Source organism: Mesorhizobium sp. M0659, assembly GCF_040320605.1.
GTDB lineage: Bacteria > Pseudomonadota > Alphaproteobacteria > Rhizobiales > Rhizobiaceae > Mesorhizobium.
In genome coordinates this window covers 130,540-151,556 of record NZ_JAMYPY010000006.1, presented here as the reverse complement: position 1 = coordinate 151,556, position 21,017 = coordinate 130,540, and the positions used below count along the sequence as shown (strand labels likewise).

15 protein-coding genes are annotated in these 21,017 nt (G+C 60.8%); 11 read left to right on the top strand and 4 right to left on the bottom strand.

The annotated features are described in order from the left end of the window. Positions 1-28: 28 nt before the first annotated feature. The 9 genes from NKI31_RS12355 (at position 29) to NKI31_RS12315 (ending at position 9,645) form a co-directional block, all read left to right on the top strand. Positions 29-1,522 (top strand): sugar ABC transporter ATP-binding protein, encoded by a 1,494-nt coding sequence (locus tag NKI31_RS12355; RefSeq protein WP_352651667.1) that lies wholly within the window; start codon positions 29-31, stop codon positions 1,520-1,522. 8 nt (positions 1,523-1,530) lie between these two features. Beyond that, positions 1,531-3,000, top strand: a complete 1,470-nt coding sequence (locus NKI31_RS12350; RefSeq protein WP_352651666.1) for an aldehyde dehydrogenase family protein — start codon at positions 1,531-1,533, stop codon at positions 2,998-3,000. 8 nt (positions 3,001-3,008) lie between these two features. Next, positions 3,009-3,851: a Cof-type HAD-IIB family hydrolase gene (locus tag NKI31_RS12345; protein WP_352651665.1), complete on the top strand. Its 843-nt coding sequence runs from the start codon at positions 3,009-3,011 to the stop codon at positions 3,849-3,851. Then, positions 3,844-4,839, top strand: coding sequence for an ABC transporter permease (locus NKI31_RS12340; protein ID WP_352651664.1), 996 nt, complete (start codon positions 3,844-3,846; stop codon positions 4,837-4,839). The genes NKI31_RS12345 and NKI31_RS12340 overlap by 8 nt, the downstream gene beginning before the upstream one ends. Positions 4,840-4,922: 83 nt before the next feature. Then, the gene (locus tag NKI31_RS12335) at positions 4,923-5,870 is read left to right on the top strand and encodes a substrate-binding domain-containing protein (RefSeq protein WP_023692724.1); all 948 of its coding nucleotides are present in this window, start codon (positions 4,923-4,925) and stop codon (positions 5,868-5,870) included. A 63-nt stretch (positions 5,871-5,933) separates the two neighbouring features. Further along, the gene (locus tag NKI31_RS12330; protein ID WP_352651663.1) at positions 5,934-6,899 is read left to right on the top strand and encodes a dihydrodipicolinate synthase family protein; all 966 of its coding nucleotides are present in this window, start codon (positions 5,934-5,936) and stop codon (positions 6,897-6,899) included. Between the two features lie 3 nt (positions 6,900-6,902). Then, positions 6,903-7,679, top strand: coding sequence for an enoyl-CoA hydratase-related protein (locus NKI31_RS12325; protein WP_023692726.1), 777 nt, complete (start codon positions 6,903-6,905; stop codon positions 7,677-7,679). Between the two features lie 78 nt (positions 7,680-7,757). After that, complete coding sequence (locus tag NKI31_RS12320; protein WP_023692727.1) at positions 7,758-9,371, top strand: GMC family oxidoreductase; 1,614 nt, start codon at positions 7,758-7,760, stop codon at positions 9,369-9,371. A 19-nt stretch (positions 9,372-9,390) separates the two neighbouring features. Continuing rightward, the gene (locus NKI31_RS12315; RefSeq protein ID WP_352651662.1) at positions 9,391-9,645 is read left to right on the top strand and encodes a hypothetical protein; all 255 of its coding nucleotides are present in this window, start codon (positions 9,391-9,393) and stop codon (positions 9,643-9,645) included. A 343-nt stretch (positions 9,646-9,988) separates the two neighbouring features. On the opposite strand, the gene NKI31_RS12310 is transcribed toward NKI31_RS12315, so the two are convergent. After that, positions 9,989-11,245: a hypothetical protein gene (locus NKI31_RS12310; RefSeq protein ID WP_352651661.1), complete on the bottom strand. Its 1,257-nt coding sequence runs from the start codon at positions 11,243-11,245 to the stop codon at positions 9,989-9,991. 193 nt (positions 11,246-11,438) lie between these two features. Between NKI31_RS12310 and NKI31_RS12305 the strand changes: the two genes are divergently transcribed. Beyond that, a complete protein-coding gene (locus NKI31_RS12305) occupies positions 11,439-15,995 on the top strand; it encodes a hypothetical protein (protein ID WP_352651660.1) in 4,557 nt (1,518 codons plus the stop codon). A 149-nt stretch (positions 15,996-16,144) separates the two neighbouring features. Here the strand turns inward: NKI31_RS12305 and NKI31_RS12300 are convergent, their stop codons facing one another. From NKI31_RS12300 to NKI31_RS12290, 3 genes are all read right to left on the bottom strand, one after another. Then, a complete protein-coding gene (locus NKI31_RS12300; RefSeq protein ID WP_352651659.1) occupies positions 16,145-17,329 on the bottom strand; it encodes a hypothetical protein in 1,185 nt (394 codons plus the stop codon). Positions 17,330-17,546: 217 nt separating this feature from the next. Continuing rightward, positions 17,547-18,776 (bottom strand): MFS transporter, encoded by a 1,230-nt coding sequence (locus NKI31_RS12295; RefSeq protein ID WP_352651658.1) that lies wholly within the window; start codon positions 18,774-18,776, stop codon positions 17,547-17,549. Between the two features lie 78 nt (positions 18,777-18,854). Further along, positions 18,855-19,742 carry a helix-turn-helix transcriptional regulator gene (locus NKI31_RS12290; RefSeq protein WP_352651657.1) on the bottom strand — a complete coding sequence of 296 codons (888 nt, stop codon included), beginning with the start codon at positions 19,740-19,742 and terminating at the stop codon, positions 18,855-18,857. A 279-nt stretch (positions 19,743-20,021) separates the two neighbouring features. On the opposite strand from NKI31_RS12290, the gene NKI31_RS12285 reads away from it, so the two are divergent. Next, complete coding sequence (locus NKI31_RS12285) at positions 20,022-21,017, top strand: class I SAM-dependent methyltransferase (protein ID WP_352651656.1); 996 nt, start codon at positions 20,022-20,024, stop codon at positions 21,015-21,017.

Below are 21,017 nucleotides of genomic sequence, written 5' to 3'. Positions count from 1 at the left end.
ACGATTTCTCGGTTTGGGAGACCACGTGATGAAGGACGCAGTTCTCGAAATGCGCGGCATCCACAAGCGCTTTCCGGGTGTGTATGCGCTGAACAATGTCAGCTTCGCCGTGCGCAAGGGAAGCGTGCATGGCGTCATCGGTGAAAACGGCGCCGGCAAGTCGACATTGATGCGCGTCCTGTCTGGCGCGTTCCTGGCCAACGAGGGTGAAGTGACCATCGACGGAGATGTGGTGGCGGCGCCGACGCCTGAGCGGATGCTTGAGCTCGGAATCGCGGTCATCTATCAAGAGCTCGCCCAGGCTCCGCATCTCACAGTGGCTGAAAACATCTTTCTCGGCCGCCTGCCGAAAACGCGTCTGGGTACGATCGACTGGCGTCGGGCGAAAGGCGCAGCTCAAGATGTGCTCGACAGGCTTGGCTTCCGTGTCGATCCGGCAGCGCGCATCGACACGATCAGTGTCGCGCAGCGCCAGATGGTCGAGATAGCCAAGGCGATTGCCCGCGAGGCTCGCATCGTGGTGCTCGATGAGCCGTCCGCTGTTCTCGGCGACTCCGAGCTTGAACATCTTTTCAAGACGATCCGGCGGCTGAGCAGCGAGCACGGCGTCTCGTTCATCTACATCACCCATCGCCTCAAGGAGCTCTATGAGATTTGCGACGAGGTCACCGTGCTTCGGGATGGACAGGTCGTTGCCTCGATGCCGCTTGGCCAGACGACCACGGCCGATCTCATCCGCCATATGGTCGGGCGCGAACTCAAGGACGTATTTCCACCGCGCTCGCGGCCCGGCGACGAGATCCGCTTAGACGTACGCAACCTATCGCGGAACGGCGTGCTGAAGGATATCTCCTTCAATGTCAGGCGCGGCGAAATCCTCGGCATCTGCGGTCTTGCCGGAGCGGGCCGGTCCGAGGTGCTGCGCGCTATCGCCGGCGCCGATCCGATCGACGGCGGCGAGATCAGGATCGACGGCCAAGTGGTCGCTATCGACGGGCCGCGTCGGGCACTTGCGCATGGCGTCGGCCTGCTGCCCGAGGATCGCAAGACAGAGGGGCTGTTCCTCGACCAGTCGGTGGCATTTAACGTCACCGTTTCCCAGATGACGCCGTTGACCCGCAGTGGCCTGATCAGTGGCCGTCGCGAGCACGAGGCTGTCTCCCTGTTCATCCAGCAGATGCGCATCAAGACGCCGAGCCCCAGCACCAAGGTCCGCACGTTGTCGGGCGGCAATCAGCAGAAATGTGGCATCGCCCGGCAACTGCATGCGGGGACGGAAATTCTGCTGGTCGACGAACCGACGCGCGGCGTCGACGTGGCGGCGAAGCGAGAAATCTACGACCTGCTCGCCGAACTGACATCAAAGCGCGGCGCAAGCGTCGTGATGGTCTCGTCCGAATTGCCGGAAATCCTTGGCCTCTGCAATCGCATTATCGTCATGCGCGAGGGCGCCATTTCGGCGATTCTCGATGGCGAGGGCGCGACCGAGGAAGCGATCATGGCCCATGCGGTTTGGCAGTGAGGAACGATATGGCTACGCGCAGCTACCAACAATTCATCGGCGGGCGGTTTGTCGACGGTTCAGGCTCCGGCTCAATCGAGCGCCGGTCGCCGGCCACAGGTGACCTGGTCGCCCGCTATTGCGATGGCACGCCCGAGGATGTCGATCTTGCCGTCGAGGCGGCGCGCATCGCATTTGAGGAAGGGCCGTGGCCGCGTATGAGCGGCATGGAGCGCGCCGAGGTCCTGAACCGTCTTGCCGATCTGATCCGCACCAACCGCGACCGGCTGGTCAGGATTGAGGTCGAGGAGGTCGGCAAGCCAATTCGTTTTGCGCGCGGCGATATTGATGGTGCAGCCGGCCTGACACGCTATGCAGCTTCGCTGGCCATGCAGATGGCTGGCCTGACCTATACGAACATTGGCGATGGCAAGACGGCGCTGATCAGCCGCGAAGCGGTGGGCGTCGTGGCCCTGGTCACACCATGGAATTTCCCGGCGCTGATCCTGTCGCAGAAAGTCCCGTTTGCGCTCGCCGCCGGCTGCACTGTGGTGCTGAAACCATCGGAGTTCACTTCCGGATCAGCCTTCGAGATCGCCGCGCTTGCGGCGGAAGCCGGCGTCCCGGCCGGCGCCTTCAACGTCGTCAGTGGCTATGGCGCAACCGCTGGCGACCACCTGACCGGGCATCCGGGCATCGACTTCGTTTCCTTCACCGGTTCGACGCGCACCGGCAGCCGTGTCGTCGGCAACACGTCCCGTCACTTGGTCAAATCTTCGGTCGAACTCGGCGGAAAGTCGGCCAATATCGTCTTTGCCGATGCGGATCTGGAAGCCGCGGCGGACGGCGCGCTGATGGGCGTGTTCTTCAACAATGGCGAGTGCTGCGTTTCGGGTTCGCGGCTGTTCGTGCAGTCGTCCATCGCTGACGATTTCATCGCCAAGGTGATCGCGCGCTCCCGCAAGATGAAGGTTGGCGATCCGTTTGACGACGACACGGATATCGGCGCGCTGATCGATCACAACCATCTGGCCAAGGTGGCCGGCTTCGTCAAAAGCGGGGTCGAGGACGGCGCCGAACTGGTGCTCGGTGGCAGCGTCACGACAAAGGCGGCCGGTCATTTTCACGAAGCGACCATTTTCGACCGGGTCGAGCCGCATATGACCATTTTTCGCGAAGAGATCTTCGGCCCGGTGCTCAGCGTCACCCGGTTCGATGCGGTGGATGACGCGGTGCGATTGGCCAACGACACTGCCTATGGCCTGTCGAACTACATCTGGTCGAAGAATATCGACACGGTTCTGACCGTCGCCAAGCGCCTGAAAAGCGGCTGGGTGCAGGCCAACACAATCATCGACGGCGCCCCGCAGCTACCTCTCACCGGCGTAAAGGGATCCGGATTCGGCTACGAGATGGGCCAGGCCGGCTTTGAAGAGTTCACTCAGCTCAAGACGCTGCTCATCCAGACCGGGCCGCGCGCTCCGGTCTTTCCAGTCTGAGGCGGGCGATGACCATTCCGCGCCTTATCGTCACCGATGTCGACCGCACCTTGCTGACGCACGACCATGCGTTGCCGCAGCGTGTGGCGGACGCTCTGCGCGGGGCGCGAGAGGCGGGCATCACGATCATTCTGGCAACGGCGCGCTCGCCGCTCGGGGTGAAGCCCTATGCGGAGAAGCTTGGGATTGCAGGCCTCGCCATCTGCTTCAACGGCGGCTGGATCGGCGACGTTTCGACCGGCGTTGCGCTGTCCGATCAGCGGATCGGTCGCACCGATGCGCTGCACACCATGGCCACGGCGCAAGCGGCGGGCGTTCGACCGATGTGGTTCACCGGCCACGACATTCACGCACTTGCCCAAGACCCGACCATCGCACGCGAAGCCGGCGTGACCAAAGAGCCTTTGATCGTGGCGAAGACGCTGGAAGACCTGCCGGGCGAACCCGGCAAGATCATGTGTGTCGCCGCGCAGCCCTCCGACCGTGAAGCCTTTGGAGCTCTCCGCGTGCAACTCGGCGCGTGCCTTTCGGTATCGGGATCGCATCCACGTCTGCTCGAGATCGGTCCGCCCGGTATCTCCAAGAAGACCGCCATCGCGACCGTTGCGGCCGAGCTCGGAATGGCGGCGCAGGACTGCGCGGCCGCCGGCGACGCCGAGAATGATCTCGACATGCTGGCCTGGGCAGGAACGGCGGTGACGGTCGGCAACGCTGTGCCGGAAGCCAAGCGGGTCGCGCATTTCGTTGGACCGTCTTGCGACGAGGGCGGGCTGGCCGATGCGGTGGCCTGGCTGCTGCATCGGCAATCGACCCTCGCAACGGCAGACGAAACGGGAGGAAGGAATGGCTGAGATGACAACGGGACAAGGATTGGCGTCGATCCGGCCGGGGTCGGTGGGTCGGTTGCGAGGCTGGGCGCAAAGCCTTGGCCTGCTCTGGGTCCTGATCGTGTTGTGCGCCTTCGCGGTGTATCTGTCGCCGAGCTTCATCCAGACCGGCAACATGTTGAATGTCGGCCGCCAGATGGCGCTGTTTGGCATCGTCAGCGTCGGCATGACCTTCGTCATTCTGACCCGCGGCATCGATCTTTCTGTGGGTTCCATCGTCGGCGTCGTCGCGGTTGCAACCGCGCTGATGCTCTCATCTGGCGTTCCAATCCCGTTGGCGATGATCGCGGCGCTGGGGATGGGAGCCGTGTTCGGCGCCATCAATGGAGCTGGCGTCGTTTTCTTCGGCATGCCGCCCTTCATCATGACCCTCGGCACGCTGGTGATGGGGCGCGGCATTGCCATGACTATAGCCAACGGCGAGCCGAAGACGCTTGGCGATGCTTCGGACGCTTTCTCCTATCTGGGCAGCGGTTTTCTCTTCGGCATTCCCGTACCGATCTGGATCTTCGTTGCCATAGCCGCCGCGGCTTTCGTCGTCCTGCGACATACGCCTTTCGGTCGCCAGATCTACGCGGTCGGTTCAAACACCGAGGCAGCGCGGCTTGCCGGCATCAACGTGCCGCGCGTGCTGATGTCGGTCTATGCCATCTCAGGCGTGCTGTCGGCGCTGACCGCCCTGGTTTTCGTCTCGCGGCTGACCGTTGGTGAGCCCACCGCCGGCACCAATCTCGAACTCGAGGCGATCTCGATCGTCGTCATCGGCGGCACCAGCCTGTTTGGCGGCGAAGGCGGCGTCATTGGCACCGTGATCGGCGCCGCAATCATTGCCGTCATGGCTAATATATTGAATTTGCTTGGAATATCGCCATTCACGCAACAGATCGTGAAGGGCGCCATCATCATCGCTGCGGTGATGTTCGAGGTCTACCGTCACAAAAGACGGTCCTGACATCCATGCGCGGCGGCACTTGCCAGACGGGCTGGCCGTCGCGCTTTGGAGCCTGAAATGAAAAACAATGGAGGAGTGAAAAAATGACCAGTCGCAGACATTTCCTACGCACCACGGCCCTTGCCGCCACCCTGGTACTGGGCGCCATGATGCCGGGCGCGGTCTTGGCTCAGGACAAGATCAAGATCGGCTTCAGCCAAGGCACCATGAATCATCCTTGGCGCGTCGCCATGGTGGAGGGCAACAAGAAGTACGCGGCCGAGCATTATCCGGATATCGATCTTATCGTCACTGACGGCAACAACGATGCTTCCAAGCAGGTGGCAGACGTCGAAAGCCTGATCGCGCAAGGCATCAAAGTGCTGATGATCTCGCCGCTGACGGAGCAGGCACTGACGCCAGTCGTCAAGGAAGCAATGGACGCCGGGATCAAGGTTGTGACTCTCGACCGCAAGGTCAACACGCCCGTCACCGTCCATGTCGGCGGCGAGAACCTGCCGCTCGGCGTCGGCGCGGGCGAGTTCCTTGCGAAGAAATTGAATGGCAAAGGCAACATCATCGAGTTGCAGGGGACGGCGGGGGCATCGGCCACCATCGATCGCAACAAGGGGTTTGCGGAAGCGATCGCAAAGCACCCGGACATGAAGGTGGTCGCATCGCAGAACTGTGACTACACCCGCGACAAGGCGGTGAAGTTCATGGAAGACATGGTGCAGCGGTTTGGTCCCGGCCAGATCCAGGCGGTGTACGCGCACAATGACGAGATGGCACTCGGCGCGATCCAGGTGCTGGAGGCCGCCGGCCGGCTCAATGAAGTGGCGGTGGTCGGTATCGACGGCCAGGAGACTGCTTTCGAGGCAGTCAAACAGGGCAAGCTCGCCGCAACCTTCGTTTATCCGTTCGTGGCGCCGGAAGGGATCGAGACCGCCTACAAGGTGGCCAAGGGTGAAGAGGTCCCGGAGACGATCACCTTGCCAACGGTCTCAGTGACCCCGGACAATATCGCCGACATGATCGGCAAGGGCTTCTAAGTCCTCCCTGCGCAACGGGACGCCGCACTGGCGCGGCGTCCCGAAATGTCAAATAGGAACTGGATGATGAGCGACAAGAAACCGTTTGCTGCCAATGGCGTCATTCCCGCCTGCCTGATGCCGTTCACCGCCGATCTGGCTGTCGATGAGAGGGCCTACCGCAAGCACCTCGCTGACGTCTCCTCGGTCGAAGGCATTTCCGGCATCACCATCAATGGTCATGCGGCCGAAGTGCACGCGCTCACCATCGACGAGCAATACCACGCGATCGTGGTAACCAAGGATGTGTTGCAGGATCAGGTTCCGACCATTGTCGGAGTGTATACAAACTCCAGCCTCGAGGCCGCGCGCATCGCTGCTTATGCTCAGCGGGAGGGCGCCGACGCGCTCCTGGTTTTCCCACCAGACTTCATGACGCTCGGTGGGCACCTGCGACCAGAGATGATCGTCGAGCATCTGAAGCGCATCACCGATGCGTCCGACCTTCCCATCATCCTGTTCCAGTATCCGCTGGCATCGAACCTTGCCTACCCGCTACAGACATTGCTCGACCTCTGCCGTCGTTCTCCCTCGATCGTCGCGATCAAGGACCAGTGCGGCGATGGCAATTTGCATGAACGACAGATCCGCGAATTGAAAGCTCTCGACCGTCCGGTCAACACCCTCACCACCCACAGCGCCTGGCTACTCGGCTCTCTGGCGCTTGGCTGCGACGGGCTCTTGTCGGGCGCCGGCAGCGTCATCGCCAGCCTTCAGGTTGCGCTGTTTCGCGCCGTGCAGGCGAACGATCTCAAGACTGCCAAGGCGATCGGTGACCGCATCTATCCCACGGTACGGGCCTTTTATGACGCGCCGCTTCTCGATATGCACAATCGCATGAAAGAGGCGCTGGTGCTGCTCGGGCGACTGGACGAAGCTCATGTCCGGCCTCCATTGATGAAGCCAAACCCCGCCGAGATCGAGAAGATCCGGGGACTGCTGGCTGCTGCCGGATTGAGCGCGGAGACGCTTTACAGGAAGGTCGCCTGATCGATGATGGACCGCCTAGTTCAGGCAGTGGAACCGGCGCCCGGCATCCGACTGCTGACGCTCAACCGGCCGGACAAGTTGAACGCCTTGTCCAAAGCGCTGCTAGCCGAATTGAGCCAACTGCTGGCTGGCTATGACGCCGATCCAGAGGTCGGCTGCGTGGTGCTAACGGGTGCCGGTCGCGCCTTTGCGGCGGGCGCCGACATTTCTGACATGCTGGAACGCGGCGTCGCCTCCTATACCGATCCAGAGCGGCTGGCATGCTGGCGCGCCATTGAGGGCTTCTCCAAGCCGATTATCGCCGCCGTGAACGGCTATGCGCTGGGCGGCGGGCTGGAGCTTGCGCTGCTGTGCGACATCATCATTGCCTCGCAGGCAGCTCAATTCGCGACGCCTGAAATCAAGATCGGCTCGTTTCCCGGCGATGGCGGCACGCAGCGTCTGCCACGCCTCGTCGGCAAATCCTTTGCCATGCAGATGGTTCTGACCGGCGACATGGTCGATGCGACGCTCGCCGAGCGCAAAGGACTGGTCAGTGAAGTCGTGGCGGCCGACAGGCTCCTGTCGAGGGCGCTGGAGATCGCCGCTGCGATCGCCGCCAAGTCGGTTGCCATCACGCCCTATGCCAAGAAGGCCGTTCTGGCGGCATTCGAAACCGAACTGCAAAGCGGGCTAGAGATTGAGCACCGGCTGACCGTCGAGGCGTTCGGCAAGGAGGACCGGATCGAAGGGCTGCGATCCTTTGCCGAGAAACGGGCGCCGGCCTTCAGGGGCAAATAGGACTGAGGCGCAAGGTCGGCGGCCGGGTTTCGTCGCGCCGACGGGAAGGTGCCTTCGGGCGCGAGTGGAGGCAGAATTATGTGGGATTACATCATTGTCGGCGCGGGCTCGGCCGGTTGCGTGCTTGCAAACCGCCTGTCCGAGGATCCTGACGTCAAGGTCCTGCTGCTGGAGGCTGGCAGCCGGGATTGGAATCCGATGATCCATATTCCTGGCGGCATCGGCAAGCTGTTCGGGCCAGGCGTAAACTGGCGGTTCCACACGGTGCCGCAGAAGAACCTCGACAACCGCTCCATCTGGTATCCGCAAGGCAAGACGCTTGGTGGCTCGAGCTCGATCAACGCGATGATCTACATCAGATGCCAAAAGGAGGACTACGACAATTGGGCAGCACTCGGAAACGACGGCTGGGCTTATGAGGATGTCTTGCCCTATTTCCGTAAATCCGAGGACAATGATCGGCTCGCCAATCGCTATCACGGGCAGGGCGGTCCGCTCGCAGTTTCGGATCAGGTCGGCCCGCACCCATTGACCCGGGCCTTTATCCGCGCCGTGCAACAATATGGCCTGCCGTTCAATCCCGACTTCAACGGCGACACCATGTATGGCGCCGGCTTCTACCAGGTCACCTGTCGCGATGGCCGCCGCCGCTCGTCCGCCGTCTCCTATCTGCATCCCGTCAGCAGACGGCCCAATTTGACGGTCAGGACCCATGCCCGGGTTACAAGGATCGTTGTCGAGAACGGCCGCGCCGTCGGCGTCGAGCTTTCCGAGGGCAAAACGCGGAAGGTGCTGCGGGCCGAAAGCGAGGTGATCGTATCGGCAGGAGCCATCAACTCGCCGCGCCTGCTGATGCTGTCCGGTATCGGACCGGCCGACGAGTTGAAAGCTCTAGGGATCGCGCCGATCGCCGATCTCAGCGGTGTGGGTCGGAATCTCCAGGACCATCTCTGCACCAACGTCCATCTGACGCTCAAGGACCCGATCAGCTATGACGGCCAAGATCGCTATCCCAAGGCGCTCCTGCACGGCATTCGCTGGCTGCTCTATCGCAATGGCCCTGCCGCCTCGGTCATTGTCGAGGGCGGTGGCTTTTTCCAAAGTGAGGGAGCTAAGCGGCCCGACCTTCAGATTCACATCGCGCCAGCGTTGGTGGTGCGCGGCGGCCAGACGCGACTGGATGGGCATGGTTTCACCATCAACTCGACATTCCTTCGACCACGTAGCATCGGCTCGGTGAAGCTCCGCTCGTCGAACCCCGCCGACGAGCCGCTGGTTGACCCCAACTATCTTTCTGACCCATACGATCGCGGCATGGCATTGAAATCAGTACGGATCATCCGGGACGTGCTGGCGCAAAGCGAAATCGGCAAGTTCGTCAAGGTCGAGCGGCTGCCTGGGCCGGCTGCGAAGACCGACGAGGAATTGATGGCCTACATCAGGCAATATGCCTGCTGCGACTATCACCCTGTTGGCACCTGCAAGATGGGCGTCGACGAGACCGCAGTCGTCGATCCCGAACTGCGTGTGCGGGGAGTCGACGGACTGCGGGTGATCGACTCATCGATCATGCCGGTGCTGATCAGCGGCAACACCAATGGACCGACGATGATGATCGGCGAAAAAGGCGCCGATCTGGTGAAGGGCGTCCGGTCTGGTCGCTCCGCACAAGCGATCGCGGCAGTCGCGTAAGTTTCTGGAGACCGGACCGATGCAATTCCTCGTCTTGTCTCGGCGCCGGACCGACCAATTCAGCGAAGCGGATTTCGAACAGCTGGTACCCAGCGAGGGGGCACAGGCCCGCCATCTCTATAGCATCGGCTTCACGCGCCAGTGCCAGATCGTCGAGGCGAGGGACGAGATCGAGGTTCACGAGAAGCTGGCGACGTTGCCGCTGGCGAGGGCGGGGATGCTTGACTTCGAAATCGTCCCGCTGAAACCCTACGCTGGTTTCAATCTGCCATGAGGCCCACTGTTGTCCCTATGCAGTCGCACCGAGGTCCGATTATGGCGCGACGCGTCAGCAACGTCGTTGCGGCTGAGATGGGGTTGCCAGCGAAATGGCGCCTTTCCCGCTAGTAAATTCTGGAACCGGACCGTCTGCTTTCGGCCCCAAAGGTGACATGGCTGTGATGCGCCTCAGCTTGGTCATCGAGGTGACGCATGTCTTCACCCAAAAACCAGACATCGTCAGGAGACGTGCGGGAAGCAATGTAGCCTTTGATGCTCAAGCTTGGCGATCGAGTGACGCAGAAATGACACCGACCCGTGAGACTACCCCTCAACTGTTACCAGCTGCCAGGTTCCCTCTAAGGCTTTCGAAATAACATAGTGCGAGCGGTGCAAACGCTGATGATCGAACTTGTCGCCGCAATGGACAGTGGGCCAATTTCAAGAACACTGATTTTGTCGAATCCAAAATAAATCAGATACAGAACGATTGCCGCCGGTACGATGACGATTGTCATCCACGATGTAAGGCGTGGCAACCAGGAGCTAAAGGCCGGCGCCCACGGAAATGAGGTTCCTTCAAGTGGGAATGGATATCTATTAAAGTAGGCCGCGATGCTGATAAAAAAATATAACTGAATGATTGTAATGGCCGCTGCGCCCCAAGTAACCACAAATTTTAGAGGAACGTCTAGCCCAAAGAGACTCAATGACGCGGGACTGATCTTCTCTACAACCTGAAGAATCTTCAAGTTTGCATCCAGCGTTTCGGACTGAGAATCCCTTGTTAGCTCCTCGAGTTCAGGGAACGACTCTTTGAACGAGGCTGGGCCGCCACTCTGGGGAAGATATTCAATTCCCTCTGCTAGTCTTGAACGCCAGTTGACGGAGGTGGATACGATTTCGCCCGAGAATTTCACTGGTCGGATGGGTGCGCGAACATTGGCATGCCAACCTTGGGCGCCATTCTGCTCGACCTCGCCAGCTGTCAGGAAAAGGCCGATTTTCCCAGCGTCGTCGAGGCAGGCCAAGAGAACTGGAACGCCGGATAAATAGGTCATCCCATTTTGTCGGTGACCGGTGACCGTCGCTCCCCCGTCCCGGGGTTGCAGATCCAGCTGATCGGGAAGCGAATTGGCGTTCAGCAACAAGACGTCACCCAAATCATTCCATATCTGACTGAATCGGAGTAGGGAGAGATTCGCTTCAACAGAAACTAGGTGCGGGTCATTGGTGGATGAATTAATATCCTCCACCAACGATCCCTTACAACTCCAATAATCGGACTTTATTCTATGTCTGGGAAGTATTACGTATATTTGATCCTCATCCTTCAGGGAGCTTTCAGGGGATTGTCCATGGTAGTCGAATTCACTCGTCTTTCCCGCCTGGTACCAAAGCAAAGAAAACAAATTTGAATTTTCGTCATTTTTCAATAGTGAATTCGACTGAAGTTTGTTAGTTGCGGCGATAATTCCGACCAGTTGGTTCTTGGCTTTTGTTATATCGGCCGTCGCCACCTGTGAAATGGCGAAAACGGCGACGAGACAAAGCACGACAAGCGAAAAGTGCGTGCTTCGCAAATGTGTCAGGAAGCTTTTCTGGTCTTCATCCAAGCCCGCACCCTCTTTGCATCGGCACCCTATCATCAATTTGGCTGTAGGGCCTGCGCAAAGTAGACAGATGCTTTCGCCCGCCTCAACCGCCAGGTCCCTTCTTACGCCTCGCCTTTGCCGCACCGATGATTAGGCTGCTTCGGGAGAGCGAATCATCGCTCGATCATGGATTGGGCCTGCGGAAGCCAACACAATGAACGACGCGGCGTCTCAGATCGCGGCCTCGCTTGCTATCGACCTTGACGCGGGAACGCCGGGTCGGCGCGCGATCGCCGGCTTTCTGGTTCAGATCTTGCGGAGCGTTCACCTCGGCCTCGAGACGAGTATCGCGCTTTCGCCTGTGGACGGAAGCGCCCAGATGATTTTGCATCTCGAACCCGCCGACGGCGGGGACCACAGGCTTCTTGGCGGACCACGTGACATCGTCGAACAGGTGAAGATGCGCACCGACCGGGGCAAATGGTCCAGCGGTGAGGTCGCCTCAAAGGTGTTTCCCGACTTGCTGCGTGCGGTTCATATCGCTGCCGACCAGACATTTCGCTTCGTCACCAACAACGGGGCCGGCCTTGCCACACTTCAGGGCTACATCGCGTCACGCGGGCGGGCCACCGGCAAACCACATCGATGGGGCTCTGAACGCCTGACGACGGCCGAGTTTGAGCAACGCCTCGCGAGATTTGCTGGCCTAGACCATGTTACTGCCGAGTTGCGCCATCTGCTCGATCGGCTTGAAATCTGCGTATTCGATCCAGCGGCTGCCCAGGACGAGATCGACAAGGTGCTTACCCCGCTCGTCGAACCCGGCGAGCGTGTGAGTGACAAGCGCCACCAGTTGATTGGCCAATTGATGATGCTCGCAACGACGGGAGCAAAGCTGGAGCCCGCGGACCTGCTCGCCCTGGTTAGTCCGCGGGCGTATCGGCTGCTCGCCCATATCCAATCCCTGCCGAGGCTGCTCGCCCATCATCTGCAAGAGGACGCCCGCCTCATCGGCTACGCCGTTGAACTGCAGGTGCATCGAGCTCTGCCCGATGTCCTGTCCGATCTCGCCGTCCTCTCGGGCGAGTCCGGACAGGGTAAGACTTGGTCACTCGCGCAACTCGCCTTCGAGCAGATCGATCGCGGCGAGTTGGCTATCCTCATGCGCGCGCCCGCGACAATCGAGGAGGCTTTCGACTTCATCGCGGAGCGGATCTGGCAACCGGCGCATCCCGATCGCGCGCCAATCGCTGTCATGGCCAAAAGCCTGCGCGAGGCGCTCCGTCGCGCCGACGGGACGTGGCTCACTCTCTATGTCGATGACGTGCAGGATCGGACCTTCGCGGAGCGGCTCGCGCGAGCCAGGTGGCACGAACATGGTGTGCGCATCGTCATCTCGGCCCAGCCGCGCATTACCGAGGCGATCCGCTCGGTTCGCCAGGATTTGCAGATCATTGAGATCGGCAATTTCCGGAGTGCGGAACTGCGCCGCTTCCTAGCCATACATGGGCGTGACACGGCGCTTGAGACGACGCCCGACGATGTCTTCGAACTGCTCTTGAAGCCGGTGCACGCGAGCATTTTCGTTCAGTTACCCAAACGCAATGCCTGGGCGGGCGTGTCCGAGTATCAGCTGTTCAACGCCTATTGGGACTACGCGAGCCTGGATGCCCGCGAGCAATTCGACCATCCCAGCGACCGACACTGCCTGAGGTCGCTGGCCGGCCGACTCCTGACAGGGCAAAGCCACTATCCTTGGCGTATCGGCGAGATGCGCGCCGCGGGGCTCGACGATCCCGCAATCCTGCGCCTTGAGCAGGTCGGGCTTTTGCGGCGCGTGGTTCCCGACCGCGTCGCTTTCGCCGCGGACCGGATGCTCAACTGGGCAGTCGCGGAATCTTTGGTCGACACAATACTGGAGGATGGATTGTCGCCGACGGAAGCCGAGACCCGTTTTGCCTCGATCGACGTTCTGCGAACCAAGAGTGGCGAAGCGATTGGCACGCGTCTTAGCTATGTCTACTTCGACGCATTGTGGCTGCTCGCTGGCCAGGGCGAGCCCGAGTTCGTTGCCATGCTCATCAGTGAGCATGTCGCGCGGATGCACCCGGAAGACCGTGCCGAGGATCAGTGGACAAACGGCTTCGGCAGCCTAGGCCCCCGCATCCTTCCCGCCCTGGAATATCTCGCCGCCCACGAGCTCGGTGACGAGGGTGATACGGAAATCCTGAGGAATCTTCCATTCGCCCTCGCCGCCATGGCGGTCGCGGATGCCCAGCCCGTCGAGGACCTGATCGAGCGCCTGATCACGTCGGGCGTCGAGCGCTGTGTCGACATTGGACTGCGCGCGGCCCGTGTGGTGCCCGCTCCGAGGGCGCTTGACGCTATCTGGGGCGAGCACCTTGAGCGCACGGCCGCTTACGATCAGGCCGCGACCACATCTGATGTCGAGGCACGATCCCTGGCGATTTTGCGCCTTGAGTTGAGTTCCGATGGGCTGGGCATAGCTGTTGCAGCGGCCCCAGGGTGGCTGGACAGGAAGCTCGCCGCCGAAACGGACATCACGGCGCTTGATCAGCTGTTGTGGCGGCTCAAGGATCAGAAATCGGTTGACGGTGACACGGCTTCGGCGATCTGGAACAGGCATCGCGATCGGCTGGTGGCGCTGGTGCCGTCCTCGAGCGCCGCGCTCATAGAGGCAATTGGCCATTTCCGGGAGACATCCTTGAGTACGGTGCTCGACGCTGCGACGACCGACACGCGGGAGTGGATGCCAGAGCGCGTCTTGCGAAGCCGTGCACGGCTCGCACCAGGCGATGCCATCCGGCAGCTAGCGCAGGGGAGCCACCTCTACGGCTGGAAAGCCTCCAGTTGGTGGTTCGACGAACTGGCGGCGGCCGATCCGAAAGGCCTCGCTGACGCGATCCGCATCCGTGCGAGCAGGAGCGACGATCCACCGACCGAGCTCATCTTCTATTACCACAGCAGACCCGAGGCGATGAATTCCGAAACGCTCCACGAGGTACTAGACGCCTTTGCCGAACAGCTCCGTGTTTTCAATGGAACAGGAAATCCCAGCCGGGAGGAGGGTCGGCTGCATCACCCGTTGGAATTCCTTCCTCGCCTCAGCGAACCTTGGCAATTCGACAGACTGAGAAGTCGTGCTGGCACGGCGGTCGAGGTCGAACTGCTGACGTTCGCTGCACGGCGCCGCAGCCGCATAGATATGACGCGCGATGTCACCGGCGGCCATTGCGAACGCATTCTGGCGATGATCGCCGGAGTGGGGTTCGATGACTTGGTCGTGGCCGAGCTCGCAAGACCGAATCCCTTTGGTCGCCAGGATGGATATGTCGCCGCCCGCTGGTCTGAGGCCCACGCGGTCGTGAGGTCGCTGTCCGAGGCTTCGGGCGACCCCAACGCCCAGTCCGTTGGCCAGGTCCTGTATATGGAAGCGCTCGCCGTCCACGGTTGCGACTCGCACATTGAAAGCATGGTTCGTAGCGGCTCCCCCATCTATTTGAACGCTGCCGAGATGCGCTCGTCGAACGGCCGGGACACCTCGGCGCTCCGCCTGCGTATCACGGATCTACTCACAACTGGCGACGCACAATCTCTCGACACTGCCGCAGCTCTGACGGGCTTCCTCCGAGCCGCAGAGGATGCGTCCCGCCTGGTCGCGACCTTCCTGGAACCAGGGACCTCCCGCCAAATCAGGCTCAGGATACTGGCCTCATTTCGCGCGCTGGGCTTCTACACGCCCGCACTGCTTCCGCTGGCGCGCGAGATGATTGCCGGACAAATCCACCAGGAAGCGCACCTCGTCGCTGTTTACCTCGGCGAACACGGAGATGAAGATGCTCGTCGGGCCGTTATTGACTGGCTCTCGGAGCAAGACATAGGGAGTTCATCATGGTCGCGCCAAGGTTACCTGCGTCCGCTCATCGACCATCCCGAGGGCAGGGCTGCGGTCGTCAGCTTCCTGCGGCGCTCGCGGACCAACGGGCACCTGATCGTTGACGGAGGGCTGTTGCGACTGCTCGCCGAGGCGGGCGACAGCCGGGCTCGAGACGAGCTGCTGCGCGCGGCCTACCGCCACTCGGGTTTTGATCGCGGGAACGCGATCGCGGCCATTCGCTATTTGCGGAACGAGGATCCGGAGGAAGCCTATTTCGCCGCGCAGCGCTTGCTCACTCGCCACAACGTACCAGCTGCGGCCGATCTGATGCTTGAGATAGACCCGGATCGCGCCGGCCAGGAACTTCTCGGCCGCTACGGAGATGCAAAGCCTTCCCTTCGCCTGCAGCTCGAGCGGCGTCTTCGCGTGCATCTGGGGGGCGATAGACTGGCAGCGCTGCTCGCTCCGCTGGCGAGCTCGCAGCGCTCAAAGGACCGAGCCTTGGCGGCTCAGGTAGCCGCGGTCGTCCCTTCGGCTGTGGTTGTACCTTGGCTTGACCAGCTCGCAGCCGAAACTCTGCCGGCCGTATGCGATGCCGCTCGTTTGGCGCTCCGTCAACGTCGCCTTGAAACGGCTGCACTATTGCATCGCGATCGGCTGCTCGATTCGCCGAAGCCGATCCAATGGGCTCGCTTGGTAAAAATCATGGAAATCGTCGATCCTTATTATCTCTGGGCGCGCAACGATCCGGTCAGCCTCAAGGACGTGTTTGAAGTGCTCCCGTGTGAGTTTGTCGTCGAGGCCCGCCAGCTTCGTTCGCGACTTCTCAAGGACCGGGAGAACGCGGCGTCCAGGGCGGACAAGGATCGTTGACGCGCCGCCCAGGTCGCCGGACCACAATGCGCCTCATGTCGGACATTAGGTCATGCGGTAGAGATGTGTCGGCCGCATGATGATGGCGCTGAAATCCGGCAGTCAGCATGCGGCCAGAGCCTGCCGCCCTGGGCGGAGCATGCTTCTGCTTAGGAAAAGGCCCATTCTCCATCGGTCGGGGCGATGAACCTCTCGCTCAGCCGACTGTGAAGTTCCCGCCACGATGGGTCCGTCACGAAGCTTCTCATGCTGCCACATGCCTCGGTGAAAGGAACATCGCCGAAGCGGTCAACGAGGCCGCTTATCTCAACGGTCCCACCATCCAGAAATTGCCTGTAGGGGTCTTCATCACGCTCGAGTACGCGATGTCCCCACGCACCCGGTATGTCGTCAGTTGCCAAAGCCTGGCGAAGATCCTCATCCACGCCAGCTGTCTCAAGAGCCTGGCAGACGACATACCGCATCAGGGGATAATAGACCGGCTGATGACTGCCTCCCAGCGCGCGCACGCCAGGCAGGATCGACAGCACCAGAAACATCAAAAGCAGGTTGGGGATCAGGCTTCGGTTTTGCAGGCGCTCGATTATGGCGCTGGCGGTGAAGCGGACTACCTTTGCGCCGGTCACCGGATGGACGAGATGTCGGGCAATCAAGCGCAGCGGCATGCGTCTGCCATTCTCATACATCCAGAAGAAGTCGGTGCCGCGGGCGAGCCAGCCGCTCCAGGGGCCATCGGCCAGCCTGTCGAGGCCGGCAACGATCCTGGAGGCGAGCTTCGGGTCCCCAAGCAGCCGCGTCCGCAGCCAGGAGTCATCATCGGACAGATGCTCGGCAACCAGGTCGGCAATGTCCTCATCGTCGATCTGCAGGAAGGCAAAGCTGCATCCAAACAGTTTGGGCCAAAGCATGAGATTGGCTGCCTTGATGGCATGCGCCGGCCGATCGAACGATGTCGTCGGCAGAAGGCTGCGGAGCAGGGCGAGCGCGTCTGCTTCCGCGCCTGGATCTGTCGGCACCAGCTCAAACCGATAGGATCCCGGCCCGGTCAGAAGGCTGTAGCCGATCATCCGGCTTCGGCTGAGGCCAAAGACGTTGACAGGCTTCCCGTCAACCGTGAACCAGCCGGGTCCCCTGCGTGGCCTTTCAACAAGGCTCACTGTCGATACGGCATAGGAGACGTAGGACGAGCAGCCATGCATCGAAAGGCCGAGCAGGCTCAGTACATGCGTATAGTAGGCTTCCGGCTCCAACAGCAGAAACAGGTGTGGGCCGGTCTGCATCACACGGCGCGTTTCGAACTCCGAGCAGATTTGTGAAACGTCCTTGACGGACAAGCCGTTTCGTTTTCCCGCGTTCCTGATCGTCTGAAGCAGTTTTGTAAGAGCGTGACGGCGAATCTCGGGCTCGGCCGTTCGGACCGGCGCCTCGAAGAGGCGCGACGCATAGTCTCGGAGGGCGCGGGAGTAGTAGGGCCGCATCCAGGGGTAGAGCGTCGCCAGCGATCCAAGGACCGCCTGTCTGGCTTCTGCGTCTGACGTTAGCGCGCCCACCTCACGACTCACCCTGTCGCTGGGCGTTGCCGAGGCTCAACAGAGGAATGGTGGCAAGCAGCACCATGCCGAAACAGAAGAAGACAGTTGACGGGAGGACACGGGCGCCCAGAAAGAATGTGAGACTGAAAATGACCAGTCCCAGCGCGACCGCGAGGCTGTGCATGACGCCTTTGGCCCTGCCCAACGCACCATCGCGGACACGCGACTGCAGTGTGATCTCAATGCTCACCCGGCCCAGATTATAGAGGCATCCGAGCGCGGCAAAGACAATCAGCGTCCAGGGCGCGCGCAAAGCGATCAATGACACCAGCGCGAGCGCAGTTGAGCCCAGAAGCATAAGATGAAGTGTAGGAGCGCTGACGCTTCGTGTCAGCCTTACGAAAAGAACCGCTCCGATCAGCGAACCTGCCGACCACGCGGCCTCAAGGCGGCCGAAATCCACCGCCGTGCCTTGTTGTTCCTCGAAGACAAAACTTGACCCCATGACCGTGACCAGCACCGCGCTTCCATAGAGCATCGCGTATGCGGCAAAGAGGCGAAAAAGGTGCCGATCCAAGGTGGGCGCCGAGCCGTTGGCTCTATCGGCGCTTCGCAGGACCAGGCCGAGCCGCATCGAGCAGAGCGAACCCGCTGAGACCAGGAAGAACAGCGCGAGCACGGCGAATGCAAGGGCAGGGGAGTGCCCACTCAGCAACGGTCCGGCAAGCAATGCTGCGGCGAGACTGCCAAACTGCATGACGAAGAAGACGCTCGAATTTGACGTCGCAGGATCGGCACCGCGCACCACCAGCGGGATCATTGCTTGCGAGGCCGTGAGGGCAACACGATCGCAGATCGCGAACAGGACCGCCGACAGGCACAGGGTCGGAAATACCGCCAGATAGAGGAGCGACAGCGCCGTCGCGAGCATGACGCCAAGGCGACCGATGTCTGCCGCGATGTTCAGCTGTCGTCGATCAAAACGATCTGCCGCTATGCCGGCCAGTGGGCTCGCAATGAACTCGACGACACTGACGAGGGCGAGCAACGTCGCCACGCCAGCGCTGCCACAACCTGCTTGGACAAGCGTCCAGGCGCAGCCGACGTAATAGCCATTTCGCCCGACAGACGCCGAAAAGGTGCTGGCCAGAAACAAGCGGAAGAATTGCGGTTGGGCGGCCGGTCTCTTATGGCAACAAATCCGGATTGTGTTTGACACGGGCGGGCATATCCAATGGCCGCTCTTCATACCTGCTTTGGGGATTCCGTCTTAACATTCGTGCCTGGGTTTTCACTTACGTGCTGAAATACTGGGCCGCTGTGCCCGTCAAATCGTGCACCGGCGGCGAAACTCGGTCGGACTGACGCCGAAAGCCCGCTTGAAAGCAATCGTGAAATGGCTCGAGCTACCGAAACCGCATTCGAGCGCGATCTCCGTCGCGGACCGTTTGGTCGATCGCAGCATTTCGGCTGAACGTTCCAGTCGACGTCGTGCGATAAATGCATACGGCGTCATGCCCGTCGACTGCTTGAAGGCCCTGCCGAAATGGAAACGGCTCACGCCGACCTCTTTTGCCAGGTCTGTCAATGTGGGCATTTCGTCTGGCGACGATTCGATCATAGCGACCACGCGTTTGAGATCGAAAGATGACAGGCCGCCTTTCGCCGGCTCATTTTGGCTGTCACTCAGCCGGATCATTTGTGCAAGCATCTGCATGGCCTGGCTCTCAACCATGGTCACGCTGATCGGGTCGGGCTGCTCGAGTTCAATGCCGATCCGCCGCAAGGCCATCTCAACCGTTGTGTCGCGAAATCCGATCGCCGCGGCCAAGTCGCCCGAGCGATGGCGCATCACGCCCCCAAACGCTTCCTCAGCGAACGCTTTTTCAATGGATACCAAAAGGTAGGCGGCGGTCGGATCTCCCTCATCCCACCCCGTCCAATCGCTGCCAGCGGGTATGTGTATTACCGAACCAGCGCTGCGCGGCGAGAAGGAAATGCGGCGCCCGTCGACGAAATCTTCTCCGCGGCTCGCCACGCCCCGCAGGTTCATCAGGAATATATGGCCGCTAAAGGAGATGGCCGTTTCCTGTCGCGCCAGACCAGTCCTCTTGATCAGGTCTGCCCGGACGTTTCCCCAACTCTCGTGTTGATGCGTAAACGTCTGATGCTGTGAGCGGCGCAACGTCTTGGGGTCGAGAAATTCAGTATCCACGCAATGAGCAACCTTTATATCAAAAGCAGCCCGCCCCTCCCGTGTTGTGCAGAACCATGGGTTGTTGGACAAATCACATATAACTCATGATTGGTAGAAGATGTCACTTTAGTAAAAAAACGGCAACCGAATGAAAGCCGCCCGTCTCGGGTCAGCCTACCAGTGCCTCGCGAAGACTCGTAGACGACTTGAAAATCTGGACACGCCTAAAGCAGTGGCGTGCCGGCATCGGGCTCTTCGCATCTCACCAAAAGCCAATGGTGCGGGAGGCATAGTCCGATGCGTGGTCTCAACGATTTTCTGGCCGAATGCAATCATGGCCCGCGCATCAACGAACTCGCCGGCTTCTTCGCGGCGACGGCAGCCGGCAAGAGCGGTATGCCGCTCCGTCGGCCTTTGGCCGACGCCCGTCTGTTGCCGGGCGATGAGCTCCTGCGCGATCTCGTTGCCCTTCACGCCAGCCGGCAGGGCTTTTTCGACCAGCACTATCACGGCAGCATTCCCTACAGATTGGAAGAGGAGTGCCGGATGGCGTACGCAGTGCTGAAATATGCCCGGCTGCGCAACACGCCGCTATCGCTATACAGCCTTGGGACGGCGGAAGGCACGATGGCCAGGACTCTGGCGGAATTCTCGGCCGGGCAGATCCTGTCGCTGTCGTGCAGCCCGAACCCCGAGAACTACAAATCGTTCATGGCGTACGGTGAGCCAACACATGCCGAGTTCTTTATCGGCCCGTTCCACTGGTTGACCAGGGATGTGCTCGCTTCTGATCGTCGGCTGGCAAAGTTCACCCAGGGTTTCGATCTGATCCTGGAGGATACGACCTTCCAGATGTACTCGCCAAACAGACCCAAACAGATCGAGTTCGTCACCCAGAACCTCAAGGAGGGAGGTATCTTCGTCTTTGTCGAAAAATTTCGCGCCGTCGACGAAGACGACTACCAGCGTCGCGAGGAACAGAAGGACTACGGCTTCAAGGCGCGCTACTTCCCGCACGACGAGATCGAAAGGAAGAAGGCAGCCGTCCTCGGGACCATGTTCATCAACGAGGTGACGCTGGAAGACATGGCCCGTGCGGTAGGCACGCATTTCACCCATTGCGTCATGACCTGGAACAGCGGCAATTTCTGCAGCCTTGCAGCGAGCAACAGCAGGGAAAATCTCGAGCTCTACGTGTCGCAGATGCCGGGGCCGGCCATTCCGCACGAATATGTCTACGAGCCAGGCCTGTCTCCCGGCGCGACGAGCACGGTGACAGAAGGTCCGGTTTGA

Coding starts and splice junctions, on each gene's coding strand:
- NKI31_RS12355 (WP_352651667.1), top strand. CDS start 29: ATGAAGGACGCAGTTCTCGAAATGCGCGGCATCCACAAGCGCTTTCCG.
- NKI31_RS12350 (WP_352651666.1), top strand. CDS start 1,531: ATGGCTACGCGCAGCTACCAACAATTCATCGGCGGGCGGTTTGTCGAC.
- NKI31_RS12345 (WP_352651665.1), top strand. CDS start 3,009: ATGACCATTCCGCGCCTTATCGTCACCGATGTCGACCGCACCTTGCTG.
- NKI31_RS12340 (WP_352651664.1), top strand. CDS start 3,844: ATGGCTGAGATGACAACGGGACAAGGATTGGCGTCGATCCGGCCGGGG.
- NKI31_RS12335 (WP_023692724.1), top strand. CDS start 4,923: ATGACCAGTCGCAGACATTTCCTACGCACCACGGCCCTTGCCGCCACC.
- NKI31_RS12330 (WP_352651663.1), top strand. CDS start 5,934: ATGATGAGCGACAAGAAACCGTTTGCTGCCAATGGCGTCATTCCCGCC.
- NKI31_RS12325 (WP_023692726.1), top strand. CDS start 6,903: ATGATGGACCGCCTAGTTCAGGCAGTGGAACCGGCGCCCGGCATCCGA.
- NKI31_RS12320 (WP_023692727.1), top strand. CDS start 7,758: ATGTGGGATTACATCATTGTCGGCGCGGGCTCGGCCGGTTGCGTGCTT.
- NKI31_RS12315 (WP_352651662.1), top strand. CDS start 9,391: ATGCAATTCCTCGTCTTGTCTCGGCGCCGGACCGACCAATTCAGCGAA.
- NKI31_RS12305 (WP_352651660.1), top strand. CDS start 11,439: ATGAACGACGCGGCGTCTCAGATCGCGGCCTCGCTTGCTATCGACCTT.
- NKI31_RS12295 (WP_352651658.1), bottom strand. CDS start 18,776: ATGAAGAGCGGCCATTGGATATGCCCGCCCGTGTCAAACACAATCCGG.
- NKI31_RS12285 (WP_352651656.1), top strand. CDS start 20,022: ATGCGTGGTCTCAACGATTTTCTGGCCGAATGCAATCATGGCCCGCGC.